The organism is Verrucomicrobiota bacterium (assembly GCA_037139415.1).
Lineage (GTDB): Bacteria > Verrucomicrobiota > Verrucomicrobiia > Limisphaerales > Fontisphaeraceae > JBAXGN01.
On record JBAXGN010000098.1, the window covers coordinates 1 to 20,136 of the forward strand.

16 protein-coding genes are annotated in these 20,136 nt (G+C 58.8%); 9 read left to right on the top strand and 7 right to left on the bottom strand.

Annotation, left to right across the window (positions count from 1 at the left end; translation table 11 throughout):
* Positions 1-1,061 precede the first annotated feature (1,061 nt).
* Positions 1,062-1,625: an SUMF1/EgtB/PvdO family nonheme iron enzyme gene (locus tag WCO56_17065; protein MEI7731289.1), complete on the bottom strand. Its 564-nt coding sequence runs from the start codon at positions 1,623-1,625 to the stop codon at positions 1,062-1,064.
* Positions 1,626-1,649: 24 nt separating this feature from the next.
* Positions 1,650-2,780: a serine/threonine-protein kinase gene (locus WCO56_17070; GenBank protein MEI7731290.1), complete on the bottom strand. Its 1,131-nt coding sequence runs from the start codon at positions 2,778-2,780 to the stop codon at positions 1,650-1,652.
* Positions 2,781-3,036: 256 nt separating this feature from the next.
* Here WCO56_17070 and WCO56_17075 point away from each other — a divergent pair, with 256 nt between their 5' ends.
* Genes WCO56_17075 through WCO56_17090 form a run of 4 tightly spaced genes read left to right on the top strand, consistent with a single transcriptional unit; the run spans position 3,037 to position 6,675 of the window.
* A complete protein-coding gene (locus tag WCO56_17075; GenBank protein MEI7731291.1) occupies positions 3,037-4,035 on the top strand; it encodes an NAD-dependent 4,6-dehydratase LegB in 999 nt (332 codons plus the stop codon).
* Positions 4,036-4,044: 9 nt separating this feature from the next.
* Positions 4,045-4,758 carry a sugar phosphate nucleotidyltransferase gene (locus WCO56_17080; protein ID MEI7731292.1) on the top strand — a complete coding sequence of 238 codons (714 nt, stop codon included), beginning with the start codon at positions 4,045-4,047 and terminating at the stop codon, positions 4,756-4,758.
* Positions 4,755-5,630 carry an NAD-dependent epimerase/dehydratase family protein gene (locus WCO56_17085; protein ID MEI7731293.1) on the top strand — a complete coding sequence of 292 codons (876 nt, stop codon included), beginning with the start codon at positions 4,755-4,757 and terminating at the stop codon, positions 5,628-5,630. Before WCO56_17080 ends, WCO56_17085 begins: the two co-directional genes overlap by 4 nt.
* A 40-nt stretch (positions 5,631-5,670) precedes the next feature.
* Positions 5,671-6,675 carry a glycosyltransferase family 4 protein gene (locus tag WCO56_17090; GenBank protein ID MEI7731294.1) on the top strand — a complete coding sequence of 335 codons (1,005 nt, stop codon included), beginning with the start codon at positions 5,671-5,673 and terminating at the stop codon, positions 6,673-6,675.
* A 195-nt stretch (positions 6,676-6,870) separates the two neighbouring features.
* Here the strand turns inward: WCO56_17090 and WCO56_17095 are convergent, their stop codons facing one another.
* The gene (locus WCO56_17095) at positions 6,871-7,851 is read right to left on the bottom strand and encodes a bile acid:sodium symporter family protein (GenBank protein MEI7731295.1); all 981 of its coding nucleotides are present in this window, start codon (positions 7,849-7,851) and stop codon (positions 6,871-6,873) included.
* Between the two features lie 224 nt (positions 7,852-8,075).
* Here WCO56_17095 and WCO56_17100 point away from each other — a divergent pair, with 224 nt between their 5' ends.
* Both WCO56_17100 and WCO56_17105 read left to right on the top strand, forming a co-directional pair.
* Entirely contained in the window at positions 8,076-8,768 is a 693-nt protein-coding gene (locus WCO56_17100) for a CAAX prenyl protease-related protein (protein ID MEI7731296.1), read from the top strand.
* On the top strand, positions 8,753-10,372 hold the full coding sequence (locus WCO56_17105) for a pseudouridine synthase (GenBank protein ID MEI7731297.1): 1,620 nt from the start codon (positions 8,753-8,755) through the stop codon (positions 10,370-10,372). The genes WCO56_17100 and WCO56_17105 overlap by 16 nt, the downstream gene beginning before the upstream one ends.
* Before the next feature lie 66 nt (positions 10,373-10,438).
* Here WCO56_17105 and WCO56_17110 read toward each other — a convergent pair whose 3' ends face one another.
* Complete coding sequence (locus tag WCO56_17110; GenBank protein ID MEI7731298.1) at positions 10,439-10,858, bottom strand: Rrf2 family transcriptional regulator; 420 nt, start codon at positions 10,856-10,858, stop codon at positions 10,439-10,441.
* A gap of 114 nt (positions 10,859-10,972) precedes the next feature.
* On the opposite strand from WCO56_17110, the gene WCO56_17115 reads away from it, so the two are divergent.
* Positions 10,973-12,298: a phenylacetate--CoA ligase gene (locus tag WCO56_17115; protein MEI7731299.1), complete on the top strand. Its 1,326-nt coding sequence runs from the start codon at positions 10,973-10,975 to the stop codon at positions 12,296-12,298.
* A 27-nt stretch (positions 12,299-12,325) separates the two neighbouring features.
* On the top strand, positions 12,326-12,766 hold the full coding sequence (locus WCO56_17120) for an ACT domain-containing protein (protein ID MEI7731300.1): 441 nt from the start codon (positions 12,326-12,328) through the stop codon (positions 12,764-12,766).
* A 467-nt stretch (positions 12,767-13,233) separates the two neighbouring features.
* On the opposite strand, the gene WCO56_17125 is transcribed toward WCO56_17120, so the two are convergent.
* Positions 13,234-13,602, bottom strand: a complete 369-nt coding sequence (locus WCO56_17125) for a hypothetical protein (protein MEI7731301.1) — start codon at positions 13,600-13,602, stop codon at positions 13,234-13,236.
* Between the two features lie 302 nt (positions 13,603-13,904).
* Here WCO56_17125 and WCO56_17130 point away from each other — a divergent pair, with 302 nt between their 5' ends.
* Positions 13,905-18,305 (top strand): polysaccharide lyase family 8 super-sandwich domain-containing protein, encoded by a 4,401-nt coding sequence (locus WCO56_17130; protein ID MEI7731302.1) that lies wholly within the window; start codon positions 13,905-13,907, stop codon positions 18,303-18,305.
* A 54-nt stretch (positions 18,306-18,359) separates the two neighbouring features.
* Here the strand turns inward: WCO56_17130 and WCO56_17135 are convergent, their stop codons facing one another.
* On the bottom strand, positions 18,360-19,289 hold the full coding sequence (locus WCO56_17135) for a TIM barrel protein (protein MEI7731303.1): 930 nt from the start codon (positions 19,287-19,289) through the stop codon (positions 18,360-18,362).
* A gap of 81 nt (positions 19,290-19,370) precedes the next feature.
* Entirely contained in the window at positions 19,371-20,069 is a 699-nt protein-coding gene (locus WCO56_17140; GenBank protein ID MEI7731304.1) for a hypothetical protein, read from the bottom strand.
* Positions 20,070-20,136: the final 67 nt, after the last annotated feature.

The following is a 20,136-nucleotide window of genomic DNA, read 5'->3' on the forward strand; positions in this document are numbered from 1 at the left end:
TTCTTATCCTCTCAGCTATCGTCGGCCACTTACACGAAAATATTTATAGCCTCGTTCCACCACGAAACTTCCCAAAACACCCAGCGCGGACGACTTGGCCGCGACGGGAGAAATCCCCGGCGCGCTTCCGGGGTTTCCGGGTGGCGGCAAATACGGCAGCAGCGGGGTTGGGCAGTTGCATACGGTTGTATATTGTTGGTTTGGTTCCCGTCCGGCGTTTCATCCGGTTCTAATGGTTACCAAGTCTTTTCATCTGGTTTTCTTATTCATCAGTGCAGACACGATGGGTGCAAGTTTCCATAATGGTTTTCAGTTTTTGTATAAAATAGAAACAAGCAAACTCCGTGCCAATTCCCAGCGGGTCGCGGGCGGGCGGATACTACGCATGACGGCAGCCAGCGTAGGTGGAAACGGCGTGGCGGACGTTGCGACAGTGTGTGATTTTCACGCAAGATGCGTGAAAATTTTACGCATCACAACCGACACCGTCAGTCGGCGCACATATCGGCCTTTGGCTCAACCGGCGGTCTCCCTCGCAACGTCGCTTCCCGAGCCGATCAGCGCGGACTCACGTCCGCGGCTACCTAATCCGAAGTGGCGCGACCAGCGGCTACCTATATATATAGGTGCCGCCGCCCAAGCGACCGCTGGATGGGATTCCCTCACTCCGAAAGGATTGAAAGCTTGTAGCCGGTCGGTCGCGAGGGGCACGGGGCGCGACCACCGGAAACGCGGGAAAATGGGGCCGCCCCCCGAATGGGGTGCCAGCAACCCAATTTGGAGTGCGGTGGCAACTGGCGGGGGAAAAGGGGCGGCAGGCGACACCGCTTTGGATTTCAACCTCCCAGCCGCGATCTTTCAGCCACTCCACTATGCGACACAGGTTCAGAAATTGAAGTTTGGACGACAACAGAAGGATTGGCGCATCCATCCAAAGCGGCGTCGCGGCCCCTTCACCCTGCCTTGCCGCACTCACTCCAAAAATGCTCCCTCACCGCCCGAATCGTCCATTCCGCAATCCGCAATCCGCATTCCGAATTCGAGGGTTCCGCATTCCGAATTTATGGCCCCGCCACCACCACTACCCGAAAACCGAAGTAGTTGACCCGATAATCAGGCGTGCCGCTGCTGCGGTACGAGGATTGCATGCCGTCGGGCATGAGGGTGAACCACGACGCCCCGCGCAACACCCGAGAGGCGCTTTGGCCATAATAATAATCCTCGCACCACTGCCACACATTCCCACCCATATCATATAAACCATACGGATTCGCCTTAAAGCTGCCTACCGGCGAGGTATATTCGTAATTGTCCACCGCAAGCGATTGCCCATAGTTCCCCGTCCCCTTCGGCGGCGGCCATTGCGTCCCCCACGGGTAGACGCCTGAGAGTTTTCCATCCTTGTCTTTTGGGGTGCCGTTCCCCTCCTTATCCCCAATCCCCACCGCATAGCTCCATTCTGCATCCGTTGGCAATCGGTACTCCTGCCCGGCTTTCAATTTTCCCTCTCCTTGTTCCTTCTTGGTCAGCCACGCGCAAAATGCCTTGGCCTCGTCCCAATTTACATTGACCACTGGATGAGTGCCATCCTGGGCAAAGCCGGGACCGCTCCACGAACTGTGCACACTCGGATTTGCCTCGGCATACTTTTAATAATCCTGCACCCGCACGTCCCAGATGCAGAATAGCACTTTGGTTCCCGGCACCGGAACGAACGGCATGCCGAGACTATTCGTCCAACGCTTCCCCAAGCGCGGCCCTGGCCGATGCATTCCCCAATACCATCCCACAATAGCCAGCACTGCCAACAACGCAACTCCACCCGCCAAAAGGAGCGCGGGGTTACGAGGTCTTGCCGGCAGTGGTTCATTTTCCTCTTCTGGCTCCGTCATGCTTTCTTCTGGTTTTTCCAGCCGCTCCCAAATTTCTCTGGCGCTTTGCGGACGTTCCGTAGCATTCTTGGCCAGACATTCCATCACTGCCGCTACCACCTGCGAGGGAATCTCATTCGTCACCTTCAACTCCCGCAACCGCTCAGGAATAGACTTCACGGTTTCCGTTTCCAGGATCGCCTTCATCGCCCCCGGATGCGCTGTGTACGGCGTCTCCCCGGTCAACAGTTGATACAGCGTTGCGCCCAAGGCATAGACATCATCCGTCACCTCGGGCGGCTGGCCATCCAGTTGTTGCGGGCTCATGTACCAAGGAGTGCCGATCACGCGCCGCCGCTCGGTCAACCCGGTGGTGCCCCCACCACCTTTGACCCCGGTGGCCGCAATCCCGAAATCCACCAGCTTGATCTTGCCCGTGGCATCCACCAGCAGGTTGGCGGGCTTCAAATCCCGGTGGACCACTCCTTGGCTGTGAGCGTGGGCGAGGGCGTCGCACAACTGCTGTGCCCATGGATGCAGCGTTTCCCACGTAAACACCCCCTGCGGTTGCTCCGCCAATAATTCGTGCAGGGATTTCCCCGCCACGTATTCCATGGAGATAAACGCCGTCTCTCCCTGATGCTTTTGCAGATCATTGATCCGAACAATATTGATGTGGGTTAGCGCCTGAGCCTTTGCCACCTCATTACGCATGCCGCGCAACGCTTCCGGGTTATTGGAGACCTCGGCGGACAGGAACTTCAAGGCCACTTCCTTGCTCAACTCCTCATCCTGTGCCAGCCACACCTGCCCCATGCCGCCGGCCCCGAGGGGACGAATCAGGGTAAAGCGCCCCGCCCCGACCTTTTGGCCGGGCGCAATCGTTGCATTACCAAGCGAGCTTGCCATGCCGGGGAAGGTAAAGGAAACGGGCGGGCGGGGGAAAGGAAAAAACAGTAATCAGTAATCGGTCTGGCGGAGCTGAATTTGCAGCGGTCGGATGCGTTTCGAGGTTCGGACTTCTGCTTGACGTATATCCGCTTCTGAGTAGTCTCCACTTGATGATTTTAGGTGAATCGTGCTGAGCCTCTGCCGCGGCAATGGACTGGCGGGCGGATGTTCTGGATCGTTTACCAATACAAAACCTATAGAGAGACTCAATGCCATGGATATTCGCGGAAAGAAAGTCTTGGTGACCGGAGCGGATGGCTTCATCGGAAGCCATCTCGTCGAGCGCCTCCTCCAGTCGGGCGCCAACGTGCGCGCGCTGGCGTGCTACAACTCCCAGAATTCCTGGGGCTGGCTCGATACGCTCGACCGCGCCTCGCTCGAACAGGTCGAGGTGATCAGCGGCGACGTCCGGGATGGCGGCAATATGGATCACGCCGTCGAAGGGTGCGACGTGGTCTTCCACCTGGCGGCCCTGATCGCCATTCCTTTCTCCTATCACGCCCCGGAAGCCTATATTGATACCAACATCAAGGGCACCCTGAACGTCATGCAGGCGGTCCGCCGCCACAAGGTCGCCCGGCTATTGGTCACTTCCACGTCCGAGGTGTACGGCACCGCCCGCTACGTGCCGATTGACGAGCAGCATCCCTATCAGGGGCAGTCCCCCTACAGCGCCAGCAAGATCGGCGCGGATCGCCTGGCGGAATCCTTTTATCGCTCCTTCAATTTGCCCGTGGTCATCATGCGCCCCTTCAATACCTTTGGGCCGCGCCAATCCGCCCGGGCGGTCATCCCCACGATTATCACGCAATTGCTTTCCGGCTATCAGGAAATCCGCCTGGGCAACCTCGCGCCGACGCGGGATTTCGTCTATGTCAAGGATACCGCCGCCGGGATGCTGGCGCTGGCGGAATGCGATCAGGCCGTCGGGCAGGAGATCAACATCGCCACCGGCGTGGAAATCTCCGTGCGGCAACTGGCGGAGGAATTGATCAAGCAAATCAACCCGGCGGCCCGCCTGATTGAAGAGGACCAGCGCAAGCGACCGGTGAATTCCGAGGTGGAGCGCCTGCTCGGCTGCAATAAGAAGATCCGCGCCCTCACCCCCTGGCAGCCGCGCTACACCTTCGCCACGGGATTGGCCGAGACCATCCAATGGCTGCGGCAACCGGAAAACCTGGCCCGCTACAAGGCGGGCATCTACAACCTCTAATTCGTAATTATGCGCGCAATCATTCTGGCGGGCGGCAAGGGCACCCGGCTTTGGCCTTACACCGTGAGTCTGCCCAAGCCCCTGGTGCCGCTCGGGGGGGAAATGCCCATCCTGGAGGTGCTCCTCCGGCAGTTGCAAAGCCAGGGCGTCACCCACGTCACCCTCGCCGTCAACCACCTGGCCAATCTCATCCAGGCGTTCTTCCAGGATGGCGCGCGCTGGGGGTTGCGCATTGATTACTCCATGGAAGACAAGCCGCTCAGCACCATCGGCCCGATCACGCTCATCCCGGATCTGCCCGAGCAGTTCCTCGTCATGAACGGCGACGTGCTGTGCGACCTGAACTTCCGCGACTTTTACCAATGGCACGCCCAGCAGGACAACGACGTCTCCGTCTCCGTGTTTCGCCGGCAGCAATTTGTGGACTTCGGCGTGCTGCGCTACGACGAAACCGGGCGCCTCACCGAGTTTGTGGAAAAGCCCACCTACGATTTCGATGTCAGCATGGGCATTTACTGCTTCAACCGCCGCGCCATCGAGCGCCTCGCCAAGGGGCAACTCTACGGTTTCGACCATCTCATGCTCGACGGCATCAAGAAGGGCTGGAAGATCAAGGCCCGCCCCTTCAAGGGTTACTGGCTGGACATCGGCCGCCCGGATGACTACCAGACCGCCAACGAGCGCTTCGCCGAACTGAAAACCAAGCTGGGCATCGCCGGATGAAAGTCCTGATCACAGGAGCGGCGGGACTGCTGGGCCGGGCGTTGCTGGACCGACTGCAACAACGCGGGGATTTGGAACTGCACGGGATTGACCAACGACCGTTCCCGCTCGCCACCGCCCATCTGGGGGATTTGCTGCAGCCGGAATTCGTCGGCAAGTTGATCGCCGAGCTTCAGCCGGATCAGATTTACCACCTGGCCGGGACCTTCTCCAACGATTTCCAGACCGATTTCTCCTCCAACGTCGCCACCACGCGGCTGCTCCTGGACGCCGTGGTCCAGCACCAACCCGCCGCGCGGCTGCTGCTCATCGGCAGCGCCGCCGAATACGGCCTGGTGCGCCCCGAGGAAAATCCCATCCGCGAGGACCACGCCCTGGCGCCGGTCTCCATGTACGGCTGGGCCAAGGTCTGCCAGACGCAACTCATGGGCTACTACCAGCGGGTGCGCGGCGTGGATGTCTGCATGGCGCGCCTCTTCAACCTCTCCGGGCCCGCCTCGCCCCGGCTGTTCATTGGCCGGCTTTACCAGCAGATTGACCAGTTGCGGCGCGGCGAAATCACCGAGATCGTCACCGGCCCGCTGGGCGCGGTCCGCGATTACCTCGCGCCGGAAGCGGCGGCGGAACTCCTGGAAGGCATCATGCAGCAAGGCTCCGCCGGCGAAGTCTATCACGTCGCCAGCGGCGTGCCCGTGACGATGCGCGAGCTGATGCAGCAAGTCCTCCACCAGGAGGGCCTCAGCGATTGCAAAGTCCGGGAAGAAACCCGTGCGCTCCCCGGCAAACTCGACATCCCCTGCATCCACGCCGACATGACCAAGACCCGCGACCTCTTGCGGCCGGGCCAGGACGGCGCGGCCACCGGCGGATAATGCGCCCTTCCCCCATGCCAGCCAGCCACTCATTCGCCGTATGAAACTCCTGATTGATCATCCCCTGCCCTTTTTGCTCGCCCACGGCGGCGAACAAGTCCTGATCGAGCGCACGCGGCAAGCGTTGACGGAACTGGGCGTCGAAGTCGAATACCTGCGCTGGTGGGATGACCGGCAGACCGGCGATCTGATCCACTTTTACGGGCGCGTGCCCATCGAATACCTGCACTTCGCGCATAAGAAAGGCATGCCCGTGATCATGAGCGAGCTGCTCTCCGGCACCGGCGCGCGCTCGCCGCTGGCGCTCACCGCGCAGCAGGCGGCCATTGCCCTCTTCCGCCGTTGCCTGCCCAAATCCTTCCAGGCGCGGTTCGCCTGGGATTCCTATCAACACGCCGACGCCATCCTGGCCAGCACCCCGCTGGAGGCCAGCCTGGCCGTGCGCCTCTTCCGCGCCCCGCCCGGGCGCGTCCACGTGCTCACCAACGGCGTGGAGGAAATTTTCTTCCCCAAACAGCCGGCGCGCCGGGGCGATTGGCTGCTCTGCACCGGGCGGATCACCGAACTCAAGCGCACCCTGGAAATCGCGGAGGCGGCCCTGCACGCGCAGACGCCGCTGTGGGTCGTCGGACGCCCCATGGCCCCCGGCGATCCGTATGCCGAACAATTCTTTAAACTCGCGCAGGCCAACCCCAAGCTGATCCGGCACGACGCGTTCCTCTCCCTGGAACAACTCGCGCAGGCGTACCGCGAAGCCCGGGGCTTCGTCCTGCTCAGCCGTTGGGAGAGCCTCAGCCTGGCGGCGTTGGAAGCCAGCGCCAGCGGCTGCCCCTTGCTGCTCTCGGACGTCCCGTGGGCGCGCAGCGTCTTTGGCGAAACCGTGCGCTACTGCCCGGTCACCCCGGTGCGGGAGCAAACCGCCGCCGTGCTGCGCCAGTTCTACGATGCCGCGCCCCAGCTCCCGCCGCCGCCCCGGCCCCAGACCTGGCGAGAAGTGGCCGGCACCCTCAAAGCCCTCTACGAACAACTGCTGCTGAAAAAGTAGCCCGCCCCGCCGCCTGAGGCGGCCAACCGAATTTACGGCGGGAATTCCTGTTGGGGAGCGGTGTGCCCAGACACGGCGGAAAATCAGTCAGAAACCCGCGCGGGAAGAAAACGTGCAGCGTTTAACCTATTATTATTTATTCTTCTTATAGCACATCTTATGCATGCTTTGAAAATGGCTTTGGGAGGACTGGCTCTAGGTATTTGTCTGCTGGGAGAACCGTCTGGCAATGATTGATCCCGCGATGAGTTGCAAGGAGTGGTAAATCACCAGCGGCAACATCGCCAGACTTTGGACGGCGGGATCAGGAAAAAGGATTTTGGCCATGGGCGCTCCGGCTACCAGGGATTTCTTGGAACCACAGAACAGAGCGGCAATGCGGTCTTCCCTGGAAAAATGCAGCAGTCGGCAGATCAGGTTTATAATGGCAAAGACTACCCCAAATAGGATCAGCATGGCAACCATGAGAATCAGGACGGCAAACAATCCGTGATGCTTGAAAACACCCTCCAAGAAGGCACGGGCAAACGAGGAATAGACAATTAACAGGACGATGGACTGGTCGGTGCGTTGCATCCCGTTTTTATGGCGCTCGGCCCAGTGGACCAGCCGACGGTGAAATATTTGGCCAATGATGATGGGGGCCAACACTTGGATCATGATTTTTTGGATGGTATGCCAGAGATCAAAGTCCGCTTGCGAGCCGGCCAGGAACACACTCATCCATATCGGAGTCAGGAAGACCCCAAGGATGCTGGAAAGGCTGGCATCGAAGATGGCGCCGGCTACGTTTCCCTTGGCAATGGAGACCATGACGACTGATGAGGAGACGGTGGAAGGCAAAGCGGCGACGTAGAAGACTCCCAATAGCCAGGCATGGTCCACCTTTCCGCGCAACAGGACAATGGCGGCGAGCACGAGGAGCGGAAATAAGATGAAAGTGGCACTGTGAACAACCAGGTGCAGCCGCCAATTGGCAAATCCGGCCCGCATTTTCTCCGGGGACAGTTTTATGCCATAAAAGAAGAAGATGGAAGTGATGCCTAAATCGGTCAGGAAGGACAGGGGAACCGGGCTATCTTTCGCGGCGAGACCGGGGAACGCCCATGCCAATGCGATCACGCCGATTAAGGCCAGGACAAACCCATCCAGCCCGATCCTTTTTAGCCATGGCATCGGGCGTTGCGGCGATGAGTTGGAAGATGAAACGGCCATCACGTTAAACGTCAACCGCGCCCATTGGAACAGCGCAGGGGAGAAATGGCAATGGCGAACGCATTCACCGCTTGCCAGTTCTGGGAATAAATTTTAGGCTGCCGGGCGTGGAACTGATGCCGTTTAACACAATAAAAGCATACCTAGCCCGTTGAATGCCGGGATGGGTATAAATATTTACCGATATGAATACTCCTGTCACCTCCCCTGCCCTTCGCTGGCCGGCAAATTTGTTGGCACCGCACCCGGTCTTAACCCGCGCCCTGCCCTTTTTTATTTTTGTGGGGCTGACGGGCCTGCAAGGCCAGTTCGGCGAAGAGTCGCGGTGCTGGTTTTATCTCGCCAAGACGCTGGTGGGGGCCTGGCTAATCTGGTCGGTACGCCCGCTGATTGCAGAATTGGAATGGCGGATCAGTTGGCAAGCCGTCGCGGCGGGAATCGCAGTCTATGCGCTATGGGTCGGGATGGATGGGTGGTATCCCAAACCCGGCAAGGACGAACCATGGAATCCGCACACGATTTTCGGCCAAGGAGCCGCGCTGGCGTGGTTCTTCATCGTGGTGCGGATTGCCGGATCGTCGCTGGTTGTCCCCATGCTGGAGGAGGTTTTCTTCCGCTCGCTGGCGTACCGCTATGTTGCCAGCGTGGATTTCCTCAGCATTCCGCTGAGCCGGTTTTTGCCGGTGCCGTTCCTATTGGTATCGGCGTTTTTCGCGGCGGAACATCGGGAATGGTTGCCGGGATTGCTGTGCGGCTTTATTTTCCAGGGGTTGGTGATTCGCACCGGGCGGCTGGGGGATGCGGTAACTGCTCATGCGCTGACTAATTTTCTGCTCGGGCTGCACGTGGTATGGAAAGGCGCATGGAATTTCTGGTGAATGCGGCTCCGCCTTGCGTGTTGTTCGAGGATGACCATCTGCTGGTGGTCAACAAACCCGCCGGGATGAACACCCACGCACCTTCGCCTTTCAGCGGCGAAGGTTTATACGACTGGCTGCGGCACCGCGAGCCCCGCTGGGCCAGCCTGGCGATTCTCCACCGGCTGGACAAGGACACTTCCGGCGTGATGTTGTTTGGAAAATCCGACCTTGCCAACCACTCCCTGACGCAGCAATTCACGGCGCACACCCTTCACAAGCAGTACATTCTGGAAACGGATCACGCCGTGCGCCCGGATACTTTCACCGTCACTTCGGCGCTCGTGCGCGCCGGGGATAAATATGTCAGCCGGCCGGTTTTTCCCGGCGGCGATACGGCGGAGACCCGTTTCACCGTGCTTTCCCGCGAGGGTAACCGGACGGTGGTTCGCGCCGAACCGATCACGGGCCGCACTCACCAGATTCGTGTTCATGCGGCCGATCGGGGTTTTCCCATTTTGGGCGATACGCGCTATGGGGGGACGCCGGCGGCCCGCGTATATTTGCACGCGGCACAAATTTCCTTGACGCATCCCGGGACCAACCAGCCCGTCACGTTCAAAGCCGAGCCGCATTTTTCCGCCCACCCAAATCTGGCGTTGCGCCGCGCGGTGATCACGCCGGAGGCCACCAATGCCTTCCGCTTACTGCACGGCGCGGCGGATGGCTGGCCAGGTTGGTATGTGGATCGCCTTGGGAATTATTTGCTTTCCCAAAGTGAGCAGCCGCTTTCCGACCGCCAGCAGGCGGAGTTGTGGCGGCTGGGGGAAAGTTTCGCGGTTCCCAGCCAGGAGGCCATTCTGGGGACGTATCACAAGATTCTCTCGCGCGAGATTCGCCATCTCCGCGCCGAGGATGCCTCGCCACGGCTTTGCGCGGGCACGACGGCACCCGAGCGTTTCGGGATTCGGGAAAACGGCGTCCAATTTGAGCTGAGCATGGGCGAGGGTTATTCCGTGGGGCTCTTCCTGGATCAGCGCGACAACCGTCGCCGGTTGCTCAGCGGTCACGTTGCGGCGGGGATTCGCCTCCCGCAAACCGGCGCGCGCCTCCTCAACGTGTTCGCCTACACCTGCGGTTTTTCCGTCTGCGCCGCGCTGGGCGGGTTCGCCACTACGAGCCTGGATCTTTCCAAAAAATATCTCGACTGGGGCCGCCGGAACTTTTCCCTCAACGGTCTCGACCCCGCGCAGCACGATTTTATTTTCGGGGACGCCTTTGATTGGCTGAAGCGGCTGGCCAAGAAAGGCCGGAAGTTCGACGTGATCGTCTTGGATCCGCCCACGTTCTCGCAATCCCGCGAGCGTGGCGTGTTCCGCGCCGAAAAAGATTATGGCCGTCTCGCGGAGGCGGCGCTGCCGCTGTTGCTGCCGGGCGGGATTCTCCTCGCGTCCACCAATGCCGCCGGGCTGGAGCCCGAGCGTTTCCTGGAAATGCTCCAGGGCGGCGTGCAACGCTCCGGGCGGGATTGGGTGGCGTCCCATTACGTGCCGCAACCGCCGGATTTCCCCGTCACGCGCCAGGAACCAGCGTATTTGAAAACGGTCTGGGTCAAGGTGGGATAAGGAAAATTCGTCCGGCTTTCGGGTTTCTCCCAGGCTGCCAGCCGCAACCCGTGCCGCGCCCCCCAATTAGATGTAGTACATGGCGTTTTTACCGCCGTGCGCGTCCATTAATTGCTGAAACGTAATGGCATTCGCTGTCTCGACTACGCTCGTCTGCAATTGCAGCCAGGCGCGACGCAGCTCGGGCGGGCAATCTTTGTCATGGATCCCCGTCGTGTCAAAGACATGCCCGTGCATGCAGCGCAACACATCCCCCATGGAAATCTCGGCGGGCGGGCGGGCCAACATGTAACCGCCCTGCTTGCCGCGCAGGCTCCGAACGATGTTGCGCGACTTCAACTCGATGAGAATCTGCACCAGAAACTTGGGGGGGATCCCCTGCTCTGCCGCCAACGTTTCCACGCGCTGGGGCAGATTTTCCTGGTAATGCCGGGACAGCCCGAGCACGGCGCGGGCGGCATAATCGCTTTTGACGGACAACTTCACTTCGCCGAAGATAGCGCGGTTTCGTTCGCCTGCAACTGTCTTTATCGTGCCAATTTTTTCAATTTTTCGCTGGCAACCATTTTCGCCGTCCGCTAATAATGCCCCACCTAGATCATGAGCAAGCAACATACAGCCACGGGGTTTCATCCGGTCAGCGCGCCGGATTTTCTCCCGCTTTCACAACTCCGGGATTTGCAACTTCAGCGCCTGCGCGCCATCACGCAGCGCGCCTATGACCATCAGGCGCTCTTCCGCCAACGCATGGAGCACCGCAACGTCACCCCTGCCGATGTCAAATCCCTTCAGGACATTGATAAACTTCCCTTTACGGTCAAGACCGACCTGCGGGACACCTATCCCTTCGGTCTCTTCGCCAGCCCCATGAGCGAGATCGTCCGCCTGCACGCCTCCAGCGGCACCACCGGCAAACCCATCGTCGTCGCCTACAACGCTCAGGACATCGCCGTGTGGACGAACGCGATGATGCGCAGCTTTGCCGCCTGCGGGGTTCACGCCGGCGATATTATTCAGAACGCCTACGGCTACGGGCTCTTCACGGGCGGCCTCGGGGCGCACTATGGCGGCGAGGCCCTTGGCGCGACGGTCATCCCCATCTCCGGCGGCAACACCGCCCGCCAATTGATGATCATGAAAGACTTCGGCGTCACCGTCATCTGCTGCACGCCGAGCTATTTTCTGCACCTCCTGGACCAGGCCGCTGAACTCGGCATCAACATCAAAGACCTCCCCATTCATACCGGCGTCTTTGGGGCCGAGCCCTGGACGGAAAGCATGCGCCGCCGCATCGAAACCGAAAGCCATATCAAGGCGTACGACATCTACGGCCTCTCGGAAATCGTCGGTCCCGGCGTGGCGATGGAGTGCCAATGCCAAGCGGGCGCGCACATCTTCGAAGATTACTTCTATCCCGAAATCATTGATCCCAAGACCGGCAAAGTGCTGCCGGATGAAGCCGAGGGCGAACTGGTGCTCACCACCCTGTGCAAAGAAGCCATGCCGATGCTCCGCTACCGCACGCGGGACATCACCGCCCTCACCAGCGAGCCTTGCAAATGCGGGCGCACCCTCCGCCGCATCAAGCGCATCTCCCGCCGCAGCGACGATATGTTCATCATTCGCGGCGTGAACGTCTATCCCTCCCAGATTGAGGCCGCCCTGCTCAAAGTCGAGGGCACCCTGCCCCACTACCAGATCATCCTCACCCGCGAACACGGGTTGGATGAAGTCGAAGTGCAAGTCGAAGTCACCGCCGAAGTCTTCAGCGACACCATCAGCGTCATGGAGCAACTCCAGGCCGACCTCTCCCGCTCCATTGAGAACACCATCGGCATCCGCGCCGCCGTCCGCCTCGTCCAGCCGAAGACCATCGCCCGTAGCGAAGGCAAGGCCAAACGCGTCATTGACCACCGCAAACTCTAACCGCAGCGCCGCAACCCCATTCCCCTTATGAAACTCAAACAACTCTCCCTCTTCCTCGAAAACCGCCCCGGCGCCCTCAGCCGTCCGGTCAAACTCCTCTCGAAGCACCACATCAACATCATCACCCTGAGCATTGCCGACACCCAACAATTCGGCATCCTCCGCTTCATCCTCCGCGAATGGGAGAAAGCGAAGAAACTCCTCGAAGCCGACGGCTGCGTGGTGAAGACTACGGACGTCGTCGCCATCGAAGTGAACGACGAACCCGGCGGCCTGGCCGACATCCTCACCGTCATCGAAAAGGGCGGCATCAACGTCGAATACATGTACGCCTTTACCCTCAAGAAAGAAAACAAAGGCGTCCTCGTCTTCCGCTTTGACGATCCCGACCGCGCCGTCCAAGTCCTCACCAAAGCCAAGATCAACGTCATCACCGAGATCGAGCTATTCCGCCGCCTGGACGCCTGATTCCCCCGCCGCGCGCCGCCGGTCAACCCCGGCACATGCCCAAGGGAATCGCCGGAGCCGCATCATTTGGGTGCGGCGGCAAGGTGGGGTGACGGGGGCCGCGACGCCGCTTTGGATGAGCGCGCAGGCAACCGCACCGGGCGGATTGGCGGCGATAACGCTGGGGATCACAATGCCGTTCCGTACCCCCTCACCCTAGCCCTCTCCCTTGGGGAGAGGGAATGCCGTTTGCCGCGTTTTGAGATTCCAAAGGTCATCCGTGCGCTCCCGCCGCTTCCGTATTCTGCGCCAGACGCCAAAGCCCCACACCCAACCCATCATCCGCTCCCTCAGCCGCAGAACGGACCTCCTCTCCCTGAGGGAGAGGAAAGAGGTGAGGGGGTATGAAACTCTGGGAATCCCGGTGCCTGATAAATCCCCCGCGCCTTCATAGTTGAGACTCGTTGCCTCGTCACCGGCGTTGGGATTTACTCCCTTGGGAAACTGTCCCACGCGGTTCCAATTCTCAGCGTCGCCCTTCCAAGGCGCAAGGTCGGATTTCCAACCTGGAACTCAAAAATCGTGGTTTTTGGGTTTGCCGCTACAACTTTTACGTTATCCGCTACAACTTTTACGTTATCCGCTATGACTTTTACGTTATCCGCTATGACTTTTACGTTATCAGTTATGACTTTTACGTTATCAGTTACAACTTTTGCGTCATCCGCTGTGACTTTTGCGTTATCAGTTACAACTTTTGCGTCATCCGCTACGACTTTTACGTCATCCGCTGTGACATTAGCGTCTCCTGCTGAGACTTTTGGACTTTCGGCTGGGACTTTGGTGGCTTCGGCCACCCCTCCCCACGAAACCCCACGTATTCCGCCGTCCAACCCCCTAGAAGTGCGGCAGTTCTCCCAAGAAATATGCCGGAACCCCGGCGCTCCGGATCGCATTCCCGGCCCGCCAAGGCGGAAAAACCACCTTTTGGGGCACAAAACCACATTTTTGCCCCCCATCCGCGCCGTCCCAGCCGGGAACGGTGCGTTTTCCCGGCGGCGGCGGCTCCCATGGCGGCATTGCGACATTTTCCGGCGCGGTTATCACCATCAAATACTGGTCAGTCAGGGTAATCACAGATATAATAGACTGCATACTGATGTTGCCTCGTTCGACGTGTTACCGGCTGGCGGTCGCGGGTCGGTTGCCTGGATGGCCATGCCTGAAATGGTGGTATTGTGCCGCCGGGATCTGCTTTGCCTTGGTGATAGGTTTGAATGCCGCAACCATTGTCAACGATCCGTTCACCGATGGCAGCCGCACCAACGCCACCGGCGGTGATCCGCAAGGCTTGGTGTATTACCTGGGACAGACCAGCACCGTAGTCACCGTGACCAACGATACTGTGGGCCTCGGCTCAGGCAATGCCTTATGGGTTGTGCCAAATGGGGACTACGCAATCATCCTCGGGCAATTCAATCCCGTGACCCTGACGGACCCGGGCGATTTCATCCGGGTGAGTTTTGATTTTCGCTTTACCGGTGCGCCCTCCAACGCTTCATCCGCCCTGCGAATGGGATTGTACGACACCCAGATGACCCGCACAACCAGCGATACCTCCAGCACCGCGCGGAACGACGACCTCGGATACGGCGCATATATCAACCCAGGTACTACGGGCAATAACCTCTCGGTGTTCAGCGAAAATGCCGGGAACGAAATCTTAGGCGGCGCCTCCCCTGCTCACGTCGCCGGCTTTGGCACGGCTGGTGGCTCCACCAATTGTGGCATGACGAAACATACATTATCCCTCCAGATCATCCGGCAAACCAACGGCGACCTGACCTTCACAGCCCAATTGGATGCGATGGCGTCCGCCACCGGGACGGTAGCTGCCGCCTCCGTTTTGACGTATCGTTTTGACGAATTTGCCATCGGCGATGCGGGTAGCGCCATTCGCACGCCGTTCATGATGGATAACCTGCTCATTACCGCCACCGCCGATGACTTCGACCGGCTGCGGAAAAAGTGGTTTAATTTCCTGACCGGAGGCACCAATTACAATTTAAGCGATCCGCTGGTGATAACCGCCATCAAGAATATTACCAACTCGGCGAATGGCAGTTGGAGCAGCATGGATAAAACCACGAATCGCACCTACCTGTGGTCCGATGCGGCCAGCACGGCCAATTCAGCGCAATTGACCACCTGCTACAACCGGATACTGGCCATGGCGCTGGGTTACGCCACGTATGGTTCCAGCTTGCGCAGTAACGCCACCCTGGCCGCCGATATCGCCAGCGGACTCGATTGGATGTACACCAACCGCTACAACGAAACGAAGAGCCAATACGGCAATTGGTGGGACTGGCAAATCGGTGTGCCCATGGCGCTGCATGATACTTGCATCCTGATGTATGAGTACCTCACGCCGACCCAACTCGCCAGCTATGCGAAAGCCAGCACCAAATTCACCCCGGCACCCAGCATGACGGGCGCCAACCTGATGTGGACGTTGCGCGGTGTCGCAGTCCGTTCCGTATTCATGGAGGACATCCCCAGCATGATCAAATGCCGAGACAGCAACAGCCTGATATTCCCCTACGTGACCAGCAGCGATGGTTTCTATACCGATGGTTCCTTCATTCAGCACGGGAATCATCCCTACACGGCCGGCTACGGTTCGTCGCTGCTGGCCACCGTAGCCCCGATTTTGCCGTGGCTCAAAGACTCGGCGTGGGAGGTTACCGATCCCGCGCAAACCAACGTCATTAACTGGATCTTTGATTCCTTTGCGCCCATCGTTTACCGCGGTGCCGCCATGGACATTGTGCGCGGACGCGAAATCTCCCGTAACTATGGGGATCACTCGACCGGCCATGGGATTATCGCCAACGTGTTTCGCATCGCCCAGTTCGCCGCTCCTGCCGATAGTGTACGCATCAAAAGCCTGGTGAAGTACTGGGCGCTGGCAGACACAGCGCACAGCTTCCCCAGCACCGTTGCGCTACCCATGATTGGACTGGCGGAGCAACTGCTGGCCGACACCAACGTTGTGCCCGCCGCCGAACCGGTGTACCACAAGCAATTTCCAAACATGGATCGAGTGATCCATTTGCGGCCTGGTTATGGCTTCGTCCTCAATTATTGTTCCAAACGCATCTACAATTTTGAGTCCATCAATGGGGAAAACCTGCATGCCTGGTTCAACGGTTACGGCATGACGTTCCTGTATAACAGCGACCTGCTACACTACAACGATTATTTTTGGCCAACGGTGGACCCCATGCGATTGCCAGGCGTGACGACAGATCAGTGGGCTCGCCCGGATGGTATCTACGCCAATGCATACAGCCAAAGTTCTTTGGGCAGTTCCAATTGGACAGGAGGAGCCGTGCTGGATAACACCTTTGGCGTTGCCGGGATGGAGTTGCGCGTCTATGGCAGTTCGCTCACCGGACGGAAATCCTGGTTCATGTTCGACGATGAGGTGGCTGCCCTGGGTGCTGGGATCACGTGCAGCAGCAATGTCGTGGAAACCACGGTGGAAAACCGGCGGCTAAGCGGCACGGGCACAAATGATTTAGTGGTGAACGGTACATTGATGCCCGCCACCCTTGGGTGGTCCACCAACCTCGCCAATGTCGCCTGGTGTTTCCTGAACGGCGCGGGCGGTTATTATTTTCCCACACCGACAAATCTCAACGCGGTGCGCGAGGCCCGCACCGGGTCGCTGTTTCAAATCAACACCAACCAATCCACCAACCCCATTACGCGCAATTATCTGACGCTTTGGCGCAATCACGGCACTGGGCCCACCAATGCCGCGTATGACTATGTGTTGCTGCCGAACAAATCGGTGACTGAGGTCAGCAACTATGCCAGCGCGCCACGCGTTCAAATCGTGGAAAACTCCTCCCAAGCGCAGGCGGTGCGCGAAACCAACCTGAACATTCTGGCCGCCAATTTCTGGGGGACTTCCGCGAAGACCGTGGATTACCTGACCTGCAACAATCGTGCCAGCGTAATTGCCCAGGAAAACGCCTATCGCGTTTCAGTCGGCGTCTCCGACCCCACACAAACCAATACCGGCAATATGGTGGTTACTCTGAACCGGAGCGCGGTTGCCGTGCTATCCTGCGATACCAACATTACGGTGAGTCAACTTAGCCCCACCGTGCAGTTAAACGTCAACGTCAAGGGACTGCGCGGACAAACGGTTCATGCCCTCCTGGCCTACAGCACCAACACGCCGCCAATCATCAACTTGACCGCTCCCACCAACGGCTCGTTTTGGTACGGCGGCCCCATCACCCTATCCGCCAGCGCGACTGACTATGACCCCGGTGGATCGGTGGTCAAAGTGGAGTTTTTTGCGGACGGTTCCAAGCTCGGCGAAGACACCAGTATGCCGTGGCAATTCACCTGGACCAACCCGCCGGGCGGATTCCATACGTTGACGGCGCGTGCCACCGATAACAAGGGATTGACCGCCGATGCGGCTGCGATTGGCATCGAGGTTTTTCCCAGTCCCTGGCAAAATCAGGATGTGGGCGCCACCGGCCTGACCGGCGATAGCCAATACAGCAACGCCACGTTCACCATCATTGGCGCCGGGTCGGACATCTGGAGCACGGCGGACGGTATGCAATTTGTCTGGCAGCCGCGTACCGGTGACGGCGTGCTCACCGCCCGGATCGTCAGTCTGACGCCCACCGACCCTTGGTCCAAAGCGGGTGTGATGATGCGCGAAACCCTGGACGCTGGGGCGCGCAATGCGTGTACGCTCCTGAGCATCAGCAATGGCCCGGTCTTCCAGCGCCGGTATGCCACCAACGGCGCCTCTTATAATTCTACCACCACCAAAATCCCCGCGCCATATTGGGTGCGGCTCACGCGCAACAGCACCAACTTCACCGGACAAACCTCGGCTGACGGCACCAACTGGACCACCCTGAACACAGCGGTCATCACCAATTGCGCGGCGCAGCTTTACTGGGGATTGGCCGTGACGGCGCACAACACCGGCCTGTTGAATACATCCGTGGTGGATAACGTGTGGGTGAACTCCACGCCGGTGGCTGCCGCGCTGACCAACTGGGCGCTGGGCGCTGGGCAAGTCCTGCAAATCACGAACCCGATCACCGACGCGGATATCCCCCTGCAATCATTGACGTTCACCTTGCTGAACTCTCCCTCCAATGCGGTGCTGGATGTCAGCGGTCTGCTAAGCTGGCGGCCAACCGTGAAGCAAGCCAATACCACCAACCTGTTCCGCCTCAAAGCGGTGGATAACGGCCAACCCGTGCTGGCGGCCACACAAAGCTTTTACGTAACCGTACCGTTGCTCAGCACCTCGCGCCTGGGAGCCATGACGTTCACCAACGGCAAATTTACTCTGCGTATCCAAGGCGATACCGGCCCGGATTACTCCATTCGCGTCTCCACCAATTGCGTTGACTGGTCTCCGCTCCCAACCAACAACGGGCCAGGATATTGGACCGATTTGGCGGCCACCAATTACTCGCGCCGATTTTACCGCGTGCTCCTCGGGCCATAACCAGTAAACCAATGTTTCAATGGTAATCCTGGCGTTCGGCAATCCTGCCGCGCTTTAAAACTCCACGCCGGTTTTGGCGCCCACTTCCATGATGTATTTACGGGCCTCGGCATATTCCTCGGCGGACTTTAAATGCTCAATCATGAGCGGAGGCTGATGCGGCAATTGAGCCACCCGCTTTAAATAGGTGGCATAATCAATCACCCCTTTGCCAGGACAAACCTCGCGGAAATGCACATTCATCTCCACATCCCAAGTGAGGTCTTTGGCGTGACAACTGGTGATATGGGAGCCGAGTTTATCGAAACACTCGTTGATGAGATCGGTATTGCGGTAATACCGCTCCGGCGAATTAACCGCATTGCACACATCCAAGTGTACGCCAAAGCCCGGACGATCCACCGCCTTGATCATTTTTAGATAATTGTCCGGCGTATCCGGATACGCCCAGCCCATCATCTCATAACAAAATTTTGCGCGCCTGGGTTTGACCGCATCAATGATCTTGCGAGCATTTTCCACTGCGGCATCAAAAAACTTGGGGGTGAAATTGTCGGGATGTGGACCAAACCATGAAGTGGGGTTAAATGATCCGGCAATATCCACGCAACACCGAGCGCCAAGTGCCTCGGCCAAAGCCAGACCATCCGTCACCGTTTCCAGGTTTTTTTTCCGTTTCTCCGTGTCCGCATCAAGCAGGTTAACCCATCGCCCCACCTCTGCGAGCACTACATCGGCTTTGGCAAACGCATCCGTAAACGCCCTGATGTGGTCACCATCGCTGATGGAAATCTTAGGACAATACGCGGCGCGATAGCCGAGCAGGCGGTGGGCTTGGGCAAAGGCTTCGGGATCATCCGACTTGGCATAGCTGGGACCACCCAGGCGCACGTTTTTTCCAGCGGGTGCCCCCCAAGTTGGTGAGCCGTAAATAAGCCCCAAACCGGCAAGCGCGGCAGAGCCCACAAACTGACGTTGCGACATGGTTGGCATGACAATGAATGGCTGGGCTACGTTGACAACCTGTACCGCGTCAATGGCGGCACACCGCCTGTTTCGGCAATATTACTCGAGCCGATGTTCTGCCACGCTGCAGCGTGCCTTTTCGGACATGGAACCAAGCGTATAGGTGCCACCACCAGGACAAACAGGCTGCCGCTTAATGTATTTATCCGTCCCCACCAAGTCTTCCATCTTCGGCGTATCCTTGCCCTTCTTTTTATTCTCCAACGCCCATTGTTCCTTGGCACCATCCAATTGGCGCTGGTAATTGATGCACGCATTGCGAATCGCGATAGTGCGCACGCGCGCATTTTCGCGATACGCATTACCCAAGGTCTGCGCTCGTTCGGACAAGGTGCTCGGCTCAAAGAAGTCACCAAAGGCCACCTGCCAATTGGTGGTGCCGCCCCGATACAAACGAAATACCAACCCCTGCGTCAAATTGGTGGTGCCATTCTCAAGGCTGATCGCCGTCGTGGCCTTGACTTTGACCGGCCAAAATTTCTCCTCTTTACCGGTGGTATCTAGCGGAGCCCAGCCGGGGGAACCAATTTCGAGGATTTCCGCCAAAGGCCTGCCGGTGGGCTTCAGGGGAGTCTGGCTGAAAAACGTCGCCATGGTATTGGCGGCCGCCTGTTGCATGAGTGGTTGGATTTCCTTGAGCGTCGGACGGCCTTGATCCGCTTCGGCTGCGTTGATCGCAAAACCGGCGACCAAAAGTGCGCCAGTGACGACCGTCGTTAAAAGTGATCGCTTGTGCATAATGGGCAATGTTGTCATATCAGTCATGGTTCATTATTACTAGTTCATCAACCGTGTGCGGTAAAAA

Coding starts and splice junctions, on each gene's coding strand:
- WCO56_17080 (MEI7731292.1), top strand. CDS start 4,045: ATGCGCGCAATCATTCTGGCGGGCGGCAAGGGCACCCGGCTTTGGCCT.
- WCO56_17140 (MEI7731304.1), bottom strand. CDS start 20,069: ATGCACAAGCGATCACTTTTAACGACGGTCGTCACTGGCGCACTTTTG.
- WCO56_17085 (MEI7731293.1), top strand. CDS start 4,755: ATGAAAGTCCTGATCACAGGAGCGGCGGGACTGCTGGGCCGGGCGTTG.
- WCO56_17130 (MEI7731302.1), top strand. CDS start 13,905: ATGTTGCCTCGTTCGACGTGTTACCGGCTGGCGGTCGCGGGTCGGTTG.
- WCO56_17095 (MEI7731295.1), bottom strand. CDS start 7,851: ATGCCATGGCTAAAAAGGATCGGGCTGGATGGGTTTGTCCTGGCCTTA.
- WCO56_17120 (MEI7731300.1), top strand. CDS start 12,326: ATGAAACTCAAACAACTCTCCCTCTTCCTCGAAAACCGCCCCGGCGCC.
- WCO56_17100 (MEI7731296.1), top strand. CDS start 8,076: ATGAATACTCCTGTCACCTCCCCTGCCCTTCGCTGGCCGGCAAATTTG.
- WCO56_17090 (MEI7731294.1), top strand. CDS start 5,671: ATGAAACTCCTGATTGATCATCCCCTGCCCTTTTTGCTCGCCCACGGC.
- WCO56_17115 (MEI7731299.1), top strand. CDS start 10,973: ATGAGCAAGCAACATACAGCCACGGGGTTTCATCCGGTCAGCGCGCCG.
- WCO56_17105 (MEI7731297.1), top strand. CDS start 8,753: ATGGAATTTCTGGTGAATGCGGCTCCGCCTTGCGTGTTGTTCGAGGAT.
- WCO56_17135 (MEI7731303.1), bottom strand. CDS start 19,289: ATGTCGCAACGTCAGTTTGTGGGCTCTGCCGCGCTTGCCGGTTTGGGG.
- WCO56_17070 (MEI7731290.1), bottom strand. CDS start 2,780: ATGGCAAGCTCGCTTGGTAATGCAACGATTGCGCCCGGCCAAAAGGTC.
- WCO56_17075 (MEI7731291.1), top strand. CDS start 3,037: ATGGATATTCGCGGAAAGAAAGTCTTGGTGACCGGAGCGGATGGCTTC.